Consider the following 16,178-nt stretch of genomic DNA (forward strand, 5'->3'; position numbering starts at 1 on the left):
GTATCGGGGCCGGGTCACTCCAGCGCCGGGTGGCGCTGCGGCCAGCCCACCAGCGGTTCCAGTGCCGAGGCCAGCCGGATCAGCACCGCCTCCTCCCACGGTCCCGCCACGAGCTGGGCGCCGATCGGCAGGCCGCCGGACGACGTGTGCACCGGCAGCGAGATCGCCGGCAGGCCCGTCACGTTGCAGAACGACGTGAACGAGATCATCTGCATCTCCGTCAGCCGCAACCCGCCTGGGTTGTCGACGGCTTCCCGCAGGACCGAACCCACGAACGGGGGCCGGCACGCGATCGTGGGCGTCAGCAGGACGTCGAAGTCGCGGCCCCACTGCGCGACCACCCCCCGGGTCTCCTCCTGCAGCAACAACGACGCCCGCACGTACGTCCCGGAGTCGCGGGTCTTCGCCCGGTCCATCCGGTACCGCAGCTGCGATCCCACCAGCGAAGGCTCGTCGTACGGCATCGCGGCCACGGACGCGTCCAGGACCGTCTGGGCGTACGCCGTCCAGGCTTCCTCGCTGAGGAACGCCGGCTCGACCGGGTAGACGTCGTGGCCGAGGGACTCCAGCAGCCGGCCGGTCTTCTCCGCGGCCTCGGCGCACTCGGGGTCGACCGGCATCCCGGTCGGCGACGCGGTGAGCAGGCCGATCCGGAGCCGGCCCGCTTCGGCACCGACCTCGTCGAGGAACGGCCGCCGCGGCGCGGGCGCCTGGTACCAGGCCAGGCGGTCGGGGACGGACATCACGTCGAGCAGCGCGGCCGCGTCGCGGACGTACCGGGTGATCGCGCCTTCCACGGTCGCGTGTTCCCAGGCCGCGACCGGCTGCGGGATCCGGCCGCGGCTCGGCTTCAGCCCGACCAGGCCGCAGCACGACGACGGCACGCGGATCGATCCGCCGCCGTCGGAGGCGTGCGCGACCGGGGCCAGGCCGGCGGCCACCGCGGCCGCCGCTCCCCCGCTCGACCCGCCCGGGGAGTACGCGGGCTGCCACGGGTTGCGGGTGGCGCCGAACCGCTCGTTCTCGGTCGTCGTCAGCAGCCCCATCTCGGGCGAGTTCGTGCGGCCCATCAGCAGGAACCCGGCGTCCAGCAGCCGGGTCACCACCGGCTCGTTCCCGGACCGCGGCGCGTCCGAGACACCCAGCGAGCCGTACGTGGCGGGCTGGCCGTCGACCTGGGTCAGCTCCTTGATCGGGATCGGGACGCCGTGGAACGGCCCGAGCGGGCCGCCCGCGGTCACGGCCTGTTCCGCGGCCTTGGCGGCGGCGCGCACGTCTTCGTCGTTGCGCCACACGAAAGCGTTGATCCCGGGGTCGAGCCGGTCGATCCGGGCCAGGTAGGCGTCGGCGATCTCGACCGGGCTCAGCTCCCGGCGGCGGACGGCGGCGGCGAGGTCGGCGGCGGAGCCGAAGGGGTCCATGCGAGTCCTTTCAACGCAGCATCAGCAGTTCGTGGCAGCGCCGCCGGGTTTCGGCGGCGATCGGGGTGTCGAGGACCAGCCGCCCCGACTCCATGAGCAGGACCCGGTGGCACCAGTCCAGCGTCCGGTCGGGCTGCTGGTCGACCACGAGCACCGCGACCCCGGACGCGGCGACCCGCTCGAGCGCGGCCACGACGTCGCGGACGACGGACGGCTGCAGCCCCTGGGTGAGCTCGTCGACGACGACCAGGCGCCGTCCGGCCAGCAGAGCCCGGGCGATGCCGAGCTGCTGCTTCTGGCCGCCGGACAGGGTTCCCGCGGGTTGCCGCCGGCGTTCGGTGAGCAGCGGGAACAGCTCGTACGGATCGGTCGCCGGGGTGAACGACCGCCGCGTCGCCAGTGCCAGGTTCTCCTCGACGGTGAGGGTCGGGAACACCCCGCGGTCCTCGGGCATGAGCGACGCGCCCAGCCGGGCCAGGACGTCCGGGCGGCCCGGCGGCACCGGACGCCCGTCGAAGGCGATCTCGCCGCCTTGGCGGTCCGCCAGGCCGAAGATCGTGCGCAGCAACGTCGTCTTGCCCATGCCGTTGCGGCCGAGGAGCGCGACGATTTCCCCGGCGCGCAAGGCGAAATCCACCTCGCGGACGACGTTCGCCTGGCCGTAGCCGCCGGAAAGCGCGGTGACCGTCAGCATCAGCTCGCTCCCAGGTAGGCCTGGCGCACGGCGGCGTCGGCGACGATCTCGTCCATCGAGCCGTGGGCGATGACGCGGCCCTGGTGCAGGGCGGCGACGTCGTCCGCGAGGCCGCGGACGATCTCCATGTCGTGCTCCACCACGAGCATCGCGCAGCCGGTGTGCGCGATGACGTCCCGCAGCGCGCGGACCAGCTGCCGGGCGTCGTCCGGGCCGAGGCCGGCCGCCGGTTCGTCGAGCAGCACCAGCCGGGGCGCGCCGGCGAGCACCATCGCGAGCTCCAGGCGGCGCCGGTCGGCCAGGGCGAGGGTGCTCGCGACGGTGTCCTCGTCGGCGGCGAGGTCGCGGTACTCGGCGGGCAGCTCGACCTCGGCCGGGGCACCGAGCCGGGCCAGCCGGATGTTGTCGGCGGGCGAGAGTTCCCCGATGACGCTGGGGATCTGGAACATGCGCCCGACGCCGAGCCGGACCCGGTCGTGCACCGGCAGCGCCGCCACGTCCCGGCCGAACAGGCGCAGGCTCCCGGCGTCGGCGGCGAGCTGACCGGCGACGATCGCCAGCAGCGTGCTCTTCCCCGCGCCGTTCGGCCCGATCAGGCACACGCAGCGGCCCGGCGGCACGACGAGGTCCACGCCGTCGAGGACGGAGACCGGGCCGAACGACTTCGAAACCCCCTGCAGGACAAGGGCCGGGTCGTCGCTCGGGGGCACCGGCCGGTGCCGAGGTTTCGCGTGGGGCAGTGTGACCGCCGGCCTGCCCCGCCGCAGCCAGGCGCGCGCGGTGCCGGCGATGCCGCCCGGCAGCACCTGGACGACGAAGACGAACACCGCCGCCAAGCCCAGGACGTACCAGCTCTGCCAGGAGCTGCCCAGCAGCTGCTGGCCCGCGGTCAGGACCACCGCGGCCAGGAACGGGCCGAGCACCGACTCGCGGCCGCCGACCGCGAGCCACACCAGCACGCTCGTCGACAGCGCCAGCCCGAACACCGGCGGCGAGACGAGCCCGGCGACCGGCGCGTAGAGCGCTCCGGCCACAGTGGACACTGTCGCGCTCACGGCGAACGCGATCGTGCGCACCCGCTTGGTGTCGATACCGGTCTGCTCCGCGCGTTCCGGGTTCCGGGCCGCGGCGACCAGCCGCGCCCCGAACCGGCTCCGCAGCAGCCAGAGGCACAGGGCCACCAGGACGGCCGCCACGACCAGGGTCCGGTAGTAGCCCGTCACGACTCCCGTGTCGGACACGGACATCCCGTTGGACCCGCCGGTCACCACCGTGAAGCTGGTGGCCGCCTTCTGCAGCAGCAGGCCGATGCCCAGCGTCAGCAGGATCAGCGGCGCGTCCGGGACGGCGGAGGCCAGCCCGATGCCCGCGACGAGCAGCGCGATGACCACCGAGACCACGATCGCCGGGCCCAGCGTCAGCACCGGCGGCCAGCCGTGGTCCTGGCCGATCGCGACCGCGTAGGCGCCCAGCCCGAAGAAGGCGGCGTGGCCGACGCTGAGCATCCCGGCCCGGCCCCAGGCGAGATCCAGCCCGAAGGCGAACAGCCCGTAGACCAGCCCCAGGGTCAGGATGGCCAGGGTGAACGCGCCGAGCCCGAACGGCGCGGCCGCCAGGAGCACGGCCAACGCCGTGCCGGCAAGGACTTTCCGCATCAGCAGCCGGTCCGCGGGACGGTGTCGGCGACCGGGCCGAACTTCGCGGCGACCGTGTAGCCCTGCGGCGTGATGGCCGCCTCGGCCATGTCCGCCTGCAGGATGTGGTTGGCCGGCGCGAAGTGCGTCCCGGTGCCCAGCGGCGAGTCGTAGCGGAACGAGCCGATCTCGCGGTTGAGGGCCACCGGATCGGGGCCCGACTTCGCCGCGGCGGCGAGCACGAACTGGACGCCGAAGTAGGCGTTGCCCGCGACTTCGGGGATCGGCGCCTGCCACTGGTACCTGGCCCGGTAGTCGTCGGCGAACTGCCGGCTCGCCGGGTCCGCCATGCCGTCGGCCCAGCGCACGGCGTGGGTCCGGCCGGTGGTGAGCGCGCTGAGCGCCGGGTAGTAGTCGGAGTCCAGTGGCGCGCCTTCGAAGCCGAGTTTCGCGGTGAGCAGGCCGAACTGCTGGGCCTGCTGGCTGAACGCGATGGCGTCCGCGCCGACGACCATGGACAGCAGGACGTCCGGCTGCGCGGCCTTGAGCCGGGCGATGACCGGCTGCCAGTCCGTCTGGCCCAGCGGGCTGTACTCCTCGGCGACGACGGTGCCGCCGTGGGCCGTCGTGAACTCCTTGGCCAGCCCGGCGTAGAGGTGCGGGTAGTTGTAGTCCGACCCCACGACCGCGACGCGCTTGCCGTACTTGCCCAGCAGCTTCGGCACCATCGGCGCGAGCAGCTGCCGGGTCGACTCGCCGAAGCCCCACTGGTAGGCGCGGCACTGCTCGGGATCGCCCAGGATCGCGGTGAAGAACGGGATCCTGCTGTCGTCGGACACCTCCGCCACGGCCTCGGCCGTGTCGCCGGTGATCGTGCCGAACAGCGCCGTCACCTTGTCCTGCTGGATGAGGCGGCGAGCGAGCTGCGTCGAGTTCGCCGGGTCGCCGGCGTCGTCGACGACGACGAACTCGACGTTCTTCCCGCCGACCCCGCCGGCGGCGTTGACCTTCGCCACCCCCAGCTCGAAACCCTGCCGCAGCGCGGCACCGGACTGGGCGATCGGGCCGGTGAGCGGCACGATGACGCCGATCTTCAGCGGCCCGCCCGCGGCCGCGTCTCCCGAGGCGGAGATCGCCGCGCCGGCACAGCCGGTGACGGAGAGCAGGGCCAGCGCGGCGATCACGCGGGCCGGACGACGAAACGGCGGGACCATGAAACGAACCTCCGGAGGGCGGGCCGCGAGCGCACCGCGGCGATACCGATGACGACGACGTAGAAAAGGGCGTCCGCGACGACGTCGGACAGCCAGATGCGCAGCAGCACGGCCAGCGCGGAGACCCCGAGCGCGGCCAGTGCCGCGGTGGCGAGCGAACCGGGCCGGCTGAACAGCAGCGCGAAGAAGGTCGGCACGAGCAGGCCGAAACCCATCGACGGGCTCACCGCGAGCGTGGGGCTGTAGAGCGCCCCGGCGAGCACGGCCAGCAGCCCGCCCGCGACGAACGCGGTGGTGCGCAGCCGGTGCGGGTCGGTGCCGAGCAGCCCGGCCATCGCCGGGTTGTCGGCGACCGCGCGCAGCGTCAGGCCCCAGCGCGTCCGGTACGCGGCGAGCAGCACCAGGCCGGCGACCACGACGGCGACGAGCGCGCAGACCAGCCGGTACGCCGGGCCCTGCGTGCCGAGCAGTTCCACGGAGCCGGTCACCGGGGCGGCCACCGAGCGGGGCGTGGCCCCGAACGCCACTTCCGCGATCTGGCGCAGTGCCATGCCCACACCCCAGGTCACGAGCATCGCGCCCAGACTGTCGGCGAGCGAACGGCGCAGCAGCGCGCGTTCGATCAGCACGAGCAGCGGGACGGTCGCGGCGAGGACGAGCACCACCCGCCAGGAGAAGGCGAACCCGGTCAGCGTGGCCGCCGCGTAGGCGCCGATCATGGCGAAGTCGCAGTGCGCCAGGTTCACCACCCGCAGCGCCGCGAAGACGATCGCGATCCCCAGGGTGAGCAGGCCGTAGAGCCCGAACTGGCTCAGGATCGCCAGAAGCACGTCCACGCGCCACCTCCTCCGACTCGGTTCGGGGTAGCATCCGCTGGTCGCGGTGGTGAAAGTGGTGCGTGCGCGCACAGCACTGGTCAGCGGGCGCACTCTCACCTCGGGCCGCGTGGCCGAAGGAGGTGCCGTGCCGACGGAACCCACGGACGACGGGTCGCTCGTCTACGGCTACCTGAACACCGCGGCACCGCGTCGCGGTCACGCGGGCGACGCCGTCGTGGTCAATTCACCGGGTACGGCTTATGCAGCGGAATTGCGGCCATACCGCTTCGGCCCGCTCAGCGCGTGCGAAATCACCGGCGACCAGGACGTCCTGGTGCGTCCGTGGCGCCCGGGCGGCGAAAGCCGTCTGGTGGCGGGTGTCCTCCTCGACGGCGACGCGCGGCTGGAGCAGAACGGCCGCGAAACCAGCACCGGTCCCGGCGGGTTCCTGCTCTACACCGGAGATCGGCCGTTCCGGCTCGGGATCCGCGGGCCGTACCGCTACTTCGTCGTCGACTTCGAAGGCTCGCCGCTGTCGCTCGCCCAGGCCGTCGTCCGCCAGGTCATCGCCAACGGGCAGCTCGCGCAGGCCCCGGCGGCCCGGATCTTCGCCGCCACCCTGGCCGAGTTCGCCGACCAGGCGGGCCGCCTCGACCCCGCGACCGGCCGGGAGCTGGGCGAGCACGTCGTCTGTCTCCTGCGGACGGTGCTCCGGAGCGTCCCGCGCGCGGAGGCGAACTCCGGCGGCCTGTTCGCCCGGGTCCTGGACTACGTCGAGGCGCACCTCGGCGACGACCTCGGCCCCGGCGCGATCGCCGCGGCGCACCACATTTCGGTGCGGTACCTGCACAAGCTGTTCCACGACGCCGGCGACACGGTGGGCGGCTACATCCGGCGGCGGCGCCTCGACCGCATCCGCGGGCAGCTGGCCGACCCCGGCCTGGCCCGGCGCTCGGTGGCCAGCCTCGCCGCCGAGTGGGGCATCGCGGAGGCGAGCCACTTCAGCAAGCTGTTCCGCGCCGAGTTCGGCGTCTCGCCGCGGGAGTTCCGCGAAGCCGCCCTCGGCACGGGAAGCGGACACTCCGCATAGGGCGTTATACACCCGCCGTGTGCCGGTCGCCACAAAGCTGGCCAGTTAGGCAAGGCTGCCCTTATTGTCCTCCCGTGTCCCTTGTCCCCCACCCCGACGGCGCCGGCGTCCACGCGCACGAGATCGATGTCGCCTACGGCAACGACGTCGTGGTGCGTGCCGCGTCGCTCGCCCTGCACGCGGGCACCGTGACCGCGTTGATCGGCCCGAACGGCAGCGGGAAGTCGACGTTGCTGCGGGCGCTGGCGCGGCTGCACACCCCGGCCGCCGGCTCGGTCGCCTTCGCCGACGGGGCGGACCTGCGCGCACTGTCCGGAAAGGACATCGCGAAGCGGATCACCCTGCTGTCGCAGCAGCGGACCGCGCCGGGTGGCGTGTGCGTGCGGGAGCTGGTCGAGTTCGGCAGGCACCCGCACCGGTCCCGCTGGGGCGGCCGCGACGCGGGCGGCCCCGCCGCCGTCGAGCGCGCGCTGGCGCTGACGGGCCTGGCCGGCCTCGCCGACCGGCCGGTGCAGGCCCTGTCCGGCGGGCAGGCGCAGCGGGTGTGGCTCGCCGCCTGCCTGGCCCAGGACACCGCGCTGCTGCTGCTCGACGAACCCACGACCTTCCTCGACCTGCGCTACCAGGTGGAGATCCTCGACGTCGTCCGCGACCTCGCCGACTCCCACGGCGTCGGGGTCGGCGTGGTGCTGCACGACCTCGACCAGGCCGCGGCGGTCGCCGACCGGGTGGTGCTGCTCGAGGGCGGCCGCGTCACCGCCGAAGGCGAGCCCGCCGACGTGCTGACGGCGGAGAACCTCACCCGGGCCTACGGCATCCGCGTGGACGTCGTGCGCGACCCGGCCGACGGGCGGATCCACACCCGCGCGGTCGGCCGCTTCAACGACTCACGCAGGCCCACCGCGTCGGTCTGACCCATCGAAACAGGAGAACCATGCGCCTCACCCGAACGCTCCTCGGCCTGTCCGCGGCCGCCACGTTCTTCGTGGCCGCCTGCGGCACCACCGAGGAGCCCACGCACAACGCCGCCGCCACCGGCAGCGCCGGCCCGGTCACGGTCGTCGACTCGCGGGGCAAGGAGGTGAAGCTGCCCGGCCCGGCCAAGCGCGTCGCGGCGACCGAGTGGAACGCCGTCGAGCACCTGGTGTCGCTGGGGGTCATGCCGGTCGGCGTGTCCGACATCAAGGGCTACGGCCAGTGGGTCAGCGCCGAGAAGCTCGACGGCACCCCGAAGGACATCGGCACCCGCGGCGAGCCGAGCCTCGACACGCTCGGCGCGCTGGGGCTGGACCTCGTCGTCGTCACCGACAGCGTGACCGAAGGCGCGCTGGAGCAGATCGAGGCGAAGGTCCCGGTGATCGTCATCAACGGCGGCAACGCCAAGGACCCGATCGCCGGGATGTACACCAACCTGGACACGATCGCGAAGGCCACCGGCACCGAGGCCAAGGCCGCGCAGCTGAAGGCGGAGTTCGAGCAGAAGCTCACCGCGGGCAGGGCCGAGGTCGAAAAGCTGGGCGCCCTCGGCCAGCAGGTCGCGTTCTCCGACGCCTACGTCACCTCCGGTTCGGTCAGCATCCGGCCCTACACCAAGGGCTCGCTGGTGTCCGCGGTGTTCGCCAAGCTCGGCCTGGAGACCGCCTGGCCGATGGACGGCGACGCGGTCTACGGCCTCGCGCAGGCCGACGTCGAGGGCCTGACCAAGCTGCCCGACGTGCGGTTCTGGTACATCGCCAACAACGCCGACGGCGACCCGTACCAGCAGCAGCTGGCGAGCAACGCGATCTGGCAGAACCTCCCGTTCGTCAAGAGCGGCAAGGTGCGCCGCTTCCCGGACTCCCTGTGGATGTTCGGCGGGCCGAAGTCCATGGCGCAGTTCGTCGACGCGGCCGTCGCCGCGCTCAAGAAATAGCGGTGGTCACCCTGACCGAGCCGCCCGTGGCCGCCGTCCGGCGGCACGGGCGGCTCGCGCTCCTCGGGGCCGGCCTCGCCGCCCTGCTCCTGCTGGGTTCGGCCGTGCACCTGACGCAGGGCACGGCGAACCTCGACGCGCTCGACGTGCTGCGGCTGGTGTTCGGCGGCGGGACCGGTGACACGGCCGCGATCGTCGTCGAGTCGCGGCTGCCGCGGCTGCTCGCGGCGCTGGTCGTCGGGGCCGCGCTCGGCGTGGCGGGCGCGGTGCTGCAGTCGGTGTCCCGCAACATCCTGGCGTCGCCGGACACCCTGGCCGTCAACGCCGGTGCGCACCTGGCGGTCGTCGCCGTCGCGGCGTTCGGCGTCTCGCTGCCCCTGCTCGGCGCGACCGGGGTCGCGTTCGCGGGCGGGCTGGCCGCGGCCGTGTTCGTGCTCGCGCTGGCCGGTACCGGCGGCACCGGGATCGTGCGGCTGGTGCTGGCGGGCACGGCGATCGCGCTGGCCCTGGTCTCGGTGACCCAGGTACTCCTGCTGCTGTACTCCCAGGAGACCCGCGGCCTGTTCGCCTGGGGCGAAGGCTCCCTGGAGCAGAACGGGCTGGGCGGCGTCCGCACGCTCGGTCCCCTCGTCGGCGTGGCGCTGGCCGTGCTGCTCGGCATGGCCCGGCGGCTCGACCTGATCCACATCGGCGAGGACCACGCCCGGACGCTGGGTGTCCACGTCGGCCGGGTCCGCTTCGCCGCGATCGCGCTGGCCGTGCTGCTGGCCGCGGCGGCGGTGACGCTGGCCGGCCCGATCGGGTTCGTCGGCCTCGCCGCGCCGGCACTGGCAAGGCTGCTTTCGTCCGTGGTCCCGGGCCTGCACCGGCACACCGCGCTGATCCCGTTCTCCGCGGCACTCGGCGCGGCGCTCCTGCTGGGCGCCGACGTACTGCTCCGCACGATCATCAGCCCGCAGCGCGCCCTCGAAGTGCCGACCGGGGTCGTCACGACGATCCTCGGCGCGCTCTTCCTCGTGGTGCTGGCGCGCACCGCCCGGATCACGTCCGCGACGGCGGAACCCCCGGCGGCCGGGGCGCGCAGCGGCGTGAGCGCGCTGCGGTACGGGGTGGTGCTCGGCGTGCTGTCGCTCGCGGTGGTCGCCGTCGCCGTGGGCGCGGTCCTGCTCGGCGACGCGAAACTGCTGCTGGGCGACGTCGTCAACGGGATGACCGGTCAGGCGGGCCCGATCGTCACCGGCGTGCTGGACACCCGCGTCCCCCGCGTGGTGGCCGCGCTGCTGGCGGGCGCGGCACTCGCGCTGGGCGGCGCGCTCACCCAGGCGGTCGCCCGCAACCCGCTGGCCGAACCGGGGATGATCGGCGTGGTCGGCGGGGCGGGCCTCGGCGCGGTCACCGTGATCACACTGGTGTCCGGGGTCGGGTTCTGGACGCTGACCGGCTCCGCGGGCCTGGGGGCGGCCCTGGCGATGGCGGTGGTCTTCGCGATCGCGGCCCGGGGCGGCTTCACCAGCGAGCGCCTGGTGCTGATCGGCTTCGGCGTGCACGCGGCAGCACAGGCGCTGGTGACGCTCATGATCACGCTGTCCGACCCGTGGAACGAGACCAAGGCGCTGACCTGGCTGGGCGGCTCGACCTACGGCCGGACGTTCACCCACCTCGTGCCGATGGCGCTGGCCCTGCTGCTGGTGGTGCCGGTGCTGGTCCGCATGCGGCGCGAGCTCGACCTGCTGGCCCTGGACGACGAGACACCGCGCGTACTGGGCGTGCCGATCGCCCGGTCCCGGTTGCTGCTGCTGTCGTGCGCGGTCCTGCTGACCGGCGCGGCGGTCGCCGGCATCGGGGTGCTGACGTTCGTCGGCCTGGTCGCCCCGCACGCGGCCCGGGCGATCGTGGGCAGCCGCCACGCCCGCCTCCTTCCGGCGGCCGCCCTGCTGGGCGCGATCCTGGTCGGCGTGGCCGACACGGTGGGCCGCACGGTGATCGCCCCCGGCCAGCTCCCGGCCGGCCTGATGACGGCGGTCATCGGAGCGCCGTACTTCGTGTGGCTGCTGTACCGGCACCGCACGACCGGCCGGGGACGCTGACCGGGCTACACCGGCAACACCTGCACGGCCGGGGCGATCTCCCGCAGCACGCCGATCGGGTCCTCCCCCATCGCGTGCACACCGACGTGGTCCGCCCCGGCCGCCAGCTCGGCCCGGACTCCCGCCGCCACCGCCGTCGCCGTGCCGTGCAACACCAGTGCGTCGATCAACCGGTCGCTGAACGGGTCCGTGAGGTCCTCGTCGGTATAGCCGATCCGCCGGAGGTTGCCGGCATAGTTGGCAACCCCGAGGATCGGGCGCATGCCGGCCCGGGCGAGTTCGCGGGCGCGGGCGACGTCGGTGTCCAGCACCACGCCGTGGCCGGGCACCACCAGCTTGCCCGCGCCGACGATCTCCCTGGCGCGGCGGGTGTGTTCCGGCGTCACCTGGAGCGTGAGCGTGCCCGCCGCGCGATCGGCCGCCAGCCGGAGCATCCGGGGTCCGAGTGCGGCCAGCAGCACGCGGTCGGCGGGGACGCCGGCCGCGGCCAGGGTGTCCAGGTAGGTCTCGATCTTCGCGACCGGGGACGCGTACCCGGCGTCGAGCTCGCGATGGCCCGCGCCGATGCCGAGGAGGAGCCGGCCGGGGTGCTTCGCCGCGATCCGGTGGTAGGACGCCGCCACGGTTCGCGCGTCGGCCTGCCACACGTTGAGGACGCTGGTGCCGACCACGATCCGGCCGGTGGCGTCGAGCAGCCGCTCGGCCGAGCGCAGGTCGGCCGACGGCGACGCGGCCAGCCAGACCGCGCCGTACCCGGCCTCCTCCAGCGCGACGGCGTCCGCCGCGGTCGCCTCGGCCGCCGTCAGGTAGGCGCCGAGCAGTCCCAGTTCGATTGTCATGATCACGACTTCAGCACCGGACGTCGTCGCGAACCAGACCCAACCGCCACGTGCGGCGATAAGCTCGCCTTATCATCGGCCCCATGGAGCTGCGGGCATGGAGTTGAGGGCACTGCGTTGTTTCGTCGCCGTCGCCGACGAGCTGCACTTCGGCCGGGCCGCCGAGCGGCTGCACATCGCCCAGCCCGCCGTCAGCCAGCAGATCGCCCGGCTGGAGCGGGAACTCGGGGTCCGGCTGCTCGACCGGTCGCCCCGGCGGGTCCGGCTCACCGCGGCCGGGCAGCGGGTGCTCGACGCCGCCCGCGACACGCTCGCCGCGGCCGATCGGGTGCGGCTCGCGGCGAAGGAGGTCATGACGACCGTGCGCATCGGCACCGCCGCCGGCCTGACCGCCCGTCTGGAACGCGGGATCGACGCCCTCCGCGAGCGGGCGCCGGACTTCGCCGTGGTGCTGGTCGACCTGCCGGTCGAAGCCCGGCTCAACGCCCTCCGGCAGGGTGAGCTCGACGTGGCGCTGGCCCGGGGCGTGCGCTCCGCACCCGGGCTCACGGTGCTGCCGACCTGGACCGAGCGCCTGTACGCGGTGGTGTCCCGCCGGCACCCGGCCGCGGACCGGCCGGCCGTCGGCCTGGCCGAGCTGACCGGCGGCACGCTGCGCGTCCCCGCCCGCGAGCACGACCCGCCCCTGCACGACGCGGTGGTCCTGGCCCTGCACGAAAGCGCCTCGTGCCCGGCGGCGGGCCGGCCGGCCGGCACCCTGCAGGACACCATCGTCGAGGTCGGCTCGGATCCGCGGAGCTGGACGGTGCTGCCCGCCGACCAGGTCGCCGAGATCCGCTCGACCCGGGTGCGGGCGATCCCGCTGGAGCCGGCGATCACGATCGGCGGCAGTGTCGTCGTCGCCGCGGGCCACGCGAACGCCGCGGCCGAGTGCGTGGTTTCCGCCTTCCGCGACACACCGTCCACAGTGGACGACGTGGCGGGATCCAGGAGCCCCGTGGCGTGATCGCCGCTGGTTCCCGCGCCGGCGGGTGCGTTCCTCGGCCGCGAACTCGACCTCGCGTTCGTGTCCGCCGAGGGCGCCCGGGACGTCGTCTCCTGCACGCCCGGCATCACCCTCACGGCGACCTCGTCACGGCCGGCGGCGTCACCTCCCGTTCGGCCCGGCTTTGACGCCCGGATCGGCACCGACAACGATGGCACCGTGACACGACGTTCCTCCGCCTCGCTCAGCATCCGTGACGTCGCGGCCGCCGCGGGGGTCTCCTACCAGACCGTGTCGCGGGTGCTGAACGACTCGCCCAACGTCAACGCCGGCACCCGGCAGCACGTCCTGGAGGTCATCGACCGGCTCGGCTACCGCCCCAACCGGGCGGCCAGGGCGCTCGGCTCGGGGCGGGCGAACGCGGTGACCGTCGTGATCGCCGATACGACGCTGTACGGCTACGCCGCCACCCTGCGCGGGATCGAGGAAGCCGCGCGCCCCAGGGGAATCGCGGTCGGGGTCCGGGTGGTGGAGTCCGACCGGCCCGACGACGTCCGGCACGCGGTCGAGTACGTGACCGACCCGAACGCGGGCGGCATCGTGGTCGTCGCCTTCGACTCCGCCGGGGCCGGGGTGCTGCGGGCCCTGCCCCCGGACGTCCCGGTGGTGGCCGCGACGGAAGCGGGTGGCCTCGGCGACGTCGCCCGGCCGATGATCTTCCTCGACGAACGGCAGGCCGCCGCCGACGCGACGAGACACCTGCTGGACCTCGGGCACCGCACGGTGCACCACGTCGCCATCCCTTCGGAGACCGGCACGAGCGCCCGCCAGACGGGCTGGCGCGGCGCGCTCGAAGCGGCGGGAGCCCCGGTGCCGCCGGTCGTGCCGGCCGGGTGGGACGTGCGGTCGGCCTACCTGGCCGGGCGCGCACTCGCGGCGGACCCGGCCGTGACAGCGATCCTCTGCGGCAACGACGACACCGCCATGGCCGTCCGCCGGGCCCTGCACGAGGCCGGGCGGGACGTGCCCGGCGACGTGAGCATCGTCGGGTTCGACGACGTGCCGGGCGCGGCCTACTGGACACCCTCGCTGACGACCGTCCGGATGGACTTCGTGGCGCTCGGGCACGCGTGCCTGACCGCGCTCGCGGCCGAGCTGACCGGGGTGGCGCAACCGGCGGTCGAGCTTGCCGCGCCGTCGCTGGTGATCCGCGAATCGACCGCGGCCCCGCGTTGACCGAAGTGTTCGTAACAACAAGATAACGCGGGGTTTCCAGCCGGCGGGGGAACCAGTCACACTGCTGGCCTGCGATTGTGACCGGTCACATAAGCCGTGAGCAGCAGAAACGTCCACCGCGCGAGAGGGAGCAACGGTGATCTCGACTGAGTCCGCCACGACCGTGGTCTGGGGCCACCCGGCCCTGGAGCTCGTCGTGGACGTGTCCCCCGACGGCCCGGTCGCGGTCCGGAGCCTCACCGCCGGCCACGTCCACGACCGGCCCCGGGCCGGCCAGCCGCTGGTGGAACTGCTGGTCGCCGGCGAAGGACGGGCGCGGGCTTCGCACCGGTTCTCCGAGACCGCCGTCGGTCGCCGCCTCGCCTACACCGGCTCCACCCGCGGCCGGGCCGGGACGTGGCACGAACTGCACGTCGACGCCCACGACGACCGGACCGGACTGACCACGCGGACGTCGTTCCGGTCGGCCGACGGCGTCGCCGCCTGCCAGGTCACGACCACCGTCACCAACCACGGCCCGGCACCGGTCCTGCTGCAGGGCGTGACGTCCTTCGCCGCCGGGTTCGCCGGCGCCCGCGTCGAAGACGTCGACCTGCTCCGGGCCGACAGCGAGTGGCTCGGCGAGGGCCGGTGGACCCGGCACCCGCTGCGCGACGACGTCCTGCCCGACCTCGACCTCGCGCTGCACGGCCAGGACGGCCGCGGCCGGTTCGCCGCCGTCAGCACCGGCACCTGGTCCACCGGCACCCACCTGCCGACCGGCGGCCTCGTCGACCGCCGGACCGGGCAGGCCTGGCTGTGGCAGGTCGAGCACAACGGCGCCTGGCGCTGGGAGGTGGGCGAACGCCGGGACGGCGCCTACCTCGCGTTGCTCGGGCCGACCGACATCGACCACCAGTGGCACCGGACCCTGCAGCCCGGCGAGTCGTTCACCACCGTTCCGGTGTCCGTGGCCGTGTCCGAAGAGGACCTCGACGGTGCGGTCGCCGCGCTCACCGCGCACCGGCGCGCGCTCGTCCGCCCGCACCCCGACCGGTTCGCCCTGCCGGTCGTCTTCAACGACTACATGAACACGCTGATGGGCGACCCCACCACGGAAAAGCTGCTGCCGCTGGTCGACGCCGCCGCGGCGGCCGGCGCCGAGGTGTTCTGCATCGACGCCGGCTGGTACGACAACGGCACCAACTGGTGGGACAGCGTCGGCGAGTGGCAGCCGTCGGAAACCCGGTTCCCCCAAGGCATCGAGGAAGTCCTCACCCGGATCCGCCGGCGCGGCATGGTGCCCGGCCTCTGGCTGGAGCCGGAGGTGATCGGCGTGCGCAGCCCGATGGCGGGGAAACTCCCGGACGCGGCCTTCCTCCAGCGCGGCGGGGTCCGGCTGGCCGAACACGACCGGTACGTGCTGGACCTGCGCCACCCGGCCGCCGTCGCGCACCTCGACGGCGTGGTCGACCGGCTGGTCGAAGACCTCGGCGTCGGCTACTTCAAGCTCGACTACAACGTTGATCCCGGCGCGGGCACCGACCTCGACGCCGACAGCGTCGGCGCGGGCCTGCTCGACCACAACCGGGCGCACCTGGCCTGGCTGGACGGCGTCCTGGACCGGCACCCGGAGCTGGTCCTCGAGAACTGCGCGTCGGGCGCCATGCGGATGGACTACGCGCTGCTGTCCCGGATGCAGCTGCAGTCCACCAGCGACCAGCAGAACCCCCTGCACTACCCGCCGATCGCCGTGGCCGCCCCGCTTTCGGTCCTGCCGGAGCAGGCGGCCAGCTGGGCGTACCCGCAGCCGGACATGCCGGCCGAGGACTTCGCCTACACCGTGTGCACCGGGCTGCTCGGCCGTTTCTACCTGTCCGGCCGGCTCGACCTCATGTCCGCGGAGCAGCAGGCCTCCGTGCGCGCCGCGGTGGCGGTGTACCACGAAATCCGGAAAGGACTGACGGCCTCGGTTCCGCTGTGGCCGCTGGGCCTGCCCGGCTGGAGCGACCCGTGGCTCAGCCTCGCCCTGCGCTCCGGCGACGTCACCCACCTCGCCGTGTGGCGACGCGGCGACGACGCCGGGCCCGTGACGTTGTCCTTGCCGCACCTGCGCGACCAGAACGTCCACATCGAAGCGCGCTACCCGCGGGACCTCCCCGCCTGGACCGTCCACTGGGACACCGAAACCGGCTCCCTGACCCTGACCCCCACCCCGCACGTGACCGCGTCCGCGCGGCTCTTCCGCATCGTCGCCGGTTAACCCTCC

At 73.9% G+C, this 16,178-nt stretch carries 13 protein-coding genes; 7 read left to right on the top strand and 6 right to left on the bottom strand.

Features of this window, described 5'->3' with window-relative positions; translation table 11 throughout:
• Positions 1–14 precede the first annotated feature (14 nt).
• From I4Q55_RS43415 to I4Q55_RS43435, 5 genes are read right to left on the bottom strand one after another with little or no spacing between them, the layout of a single operon-like run.
• Positions 15–1,421 (bottom strand): amidase, encoded by a 1,407-nt coding sequence (locus I4Q55_RS43415; RefSeq protein WP_206796532.1) that lies wholly within the window; start codon positions 1,419–1,421, stop codon positions 15–17.
• Positions 1,422–1,431: 10 nt separating this feature from the next.
• Positions 1,432–2,115 (bottom strand): ABC transporter ATP-binding protein, encoded by a 684-nt coding sequence (locus I4Q55_RS43420; protein WP_206796535.1) that lies wholly within the window; start codon positions 2,113–2,115, stop codon positions 1,432–1,434.
• Positions 2,115–3,770 (bottom strand): ATP-binding cassette domain-containing protein, encoded by a 1,656-nt coding sequence (locus I4Q55_RS43425; protein WP_206796538.1) that lies wholly within the window; start codon positions 3,768–3,770, stop codon positions 2,115–2,117. The genes I4Q55_RS43420 and I4Q55_RS43425 overlap by 1 nt, the downstream gene beginning before the upstream one ends.
• A complete protein-coding gene (locus tag I4Q55_RS43430) occupies positions 3,770–4,963 on the bottom strand; it encodes an ABC transporter substrate-binding protein (RefSeq protein WP_206796540.1) in 1,194 nt (397 codons plus the stop codon). The genes I4Q55_RS43425 and I4Q55_RS43430 overlap by 1 nt, the downstream gene beginning before the upstream one ends.
• Positions 4,930–5,799 carry a branched-chain amino acid ABC transporter permease gene (locus I4Q55_RS43435; RefSeq protein ID WP_206796542.1) on the bottom strand — a complete coding sequence of 290 codons (870 nt, stop codon included), beginning with the start codon at positions 5,797–5,799 and terminating at the stop codon, positions 4,930–4,932. The genes I4Q55_RS43430 and I4Q55_RS43435 overlap by 34 nt, the downstream gene beginning before the upstream one ends.
• A 127-nt stretch (positions 5,800–5,926) precedes the next feature.
• Here I4Q55_RS43435 and I4Q55_RS43440 point away from each other — a divergent pair, with 127 nt between their 5' ends.
• From I4Q55_RS43440 to I4Q55_RS43455, 4 genes are all read left to right on the top strand, one after another.
• Complete coding sequence (locus I4Q55_RS43440) at positions 5,927–6,871, top strand: helix-turn-helix domain-containing protein (RefSeq protein WP_206796544.1); 945 nt, start codon at positions 5,927–5,929, stop codon at positions 6,869–6,871.
• Positions 6,872–6,945: 74 nt separating this feature from the next.
• Positions 6,946–7,785 carry an ABC transporter ATP-binding protein gene (locus I4Q55_RS43445; RefSeq protein ID WP_206796545.1) on the top strand — a complete coding sequence of 280 codons (840 nt, stop codon included), beginning with the start codon at positions 6,946–6,948 and terminating at the stop codon, positions 7,783–7,785.
• 20 nt (positions 7,786–7,805) lie between these two features.
• Complete coding sequence (locus I4Q55_RS43450; RefSeq protein ID WP_206796547.1) at positions 7,806–8,783, top strand: iron-siderophore ABC transporter substrate-binding protein; 978 nt, start codon at positions 7,806–7,808, stop codon at positions 8,781–8,783.
• 2 nt (positions 8,784–8,785) lie between these two features.
• Positions 8,786–10,870, top strand: a complete 2,085-nt coding sequence (locus I4Q55_RS43455; protein ID WP_307793467.1) for an iron ABC transporter permease — start codon at positions 8,786–8,788, stop codon at positions 10,868–10,870.
• A gap of 5 nt (positions 10,871–10,875) precedes the next feature.
• Here I4Q55_RS43455 and I4Q55_RS43460 read toward each other — a convergent pair whose 3' ends face one another.
• On the bottom strand, positions 10,876–11,709 hold the full coding sequence (locus I4Q55_RS43460) for a TIGR03620 family F420-dependent LLM class oxidoreductase (protein ID WP_206796548.1): 834 nt from the start codon (positions 11,707–11,709) through the stop codon (positions 10,876–10,878).
• A 97-nt stretch (positions 11,710–11,806) separates the two neighbouring features.
• Between I4Q55_RS43460 and I4Q55_RS43465 the strand changes: the two genes are divergently transcribed.
• From I4Q55_RS43465 to I4Q55_RS43475, 3 genes are all read left to right on the top strand, one after another.
• Positions 11,807–12,715 carry a LysR family transcriptional regulator gene (locus I4Q55_RS43465; protein WP_206796549.1) on the top strand — a complete coding sequence of 303 codons (909 nt, stop codon included), beginning with the start codon at positions 11,807–11,809 and terminating at the stop codon, positions 12,713–12,715.
• 198 nt (positions 12,716–12,913) lie between these two features.
• The gene (locus I4Q55_RS43470; protein ID WP_206796550.1) at positions 12,914–13,930 is read left to right on the top strand and encodes a LacI family DNA-binding transcriptional regulator; all 1,017 of its coding nucleotides are present in this window, start codon (positions 12,914–12,916) and stop codon (positions 13,928–13,930) included.
• Positions 13,931–14,066: 136 nt separating this feature from the next.
• Positions 14,067–16,172, top strand: coding sequence for a glycoside hydrolase family 36 protein (locus I4Q55_RS43475; protein WP_206796551.1), 2,106 nt, complete (start codon positions 14,067–14,069; stop codon positions 16,170–16,172).
• Positions 16,173–16,178: the final 6 nt, after the last annotated feature.

Source organism: Amycolatopsis sp. MtRt-6 (assembly GCF_017308975.1).
Taxonomy (GTDB): Bacteria; Actinomycetota; Actinomycetes; order Mycobacteriales; family Pseudonocardiaceae; genus Amycolatopsis.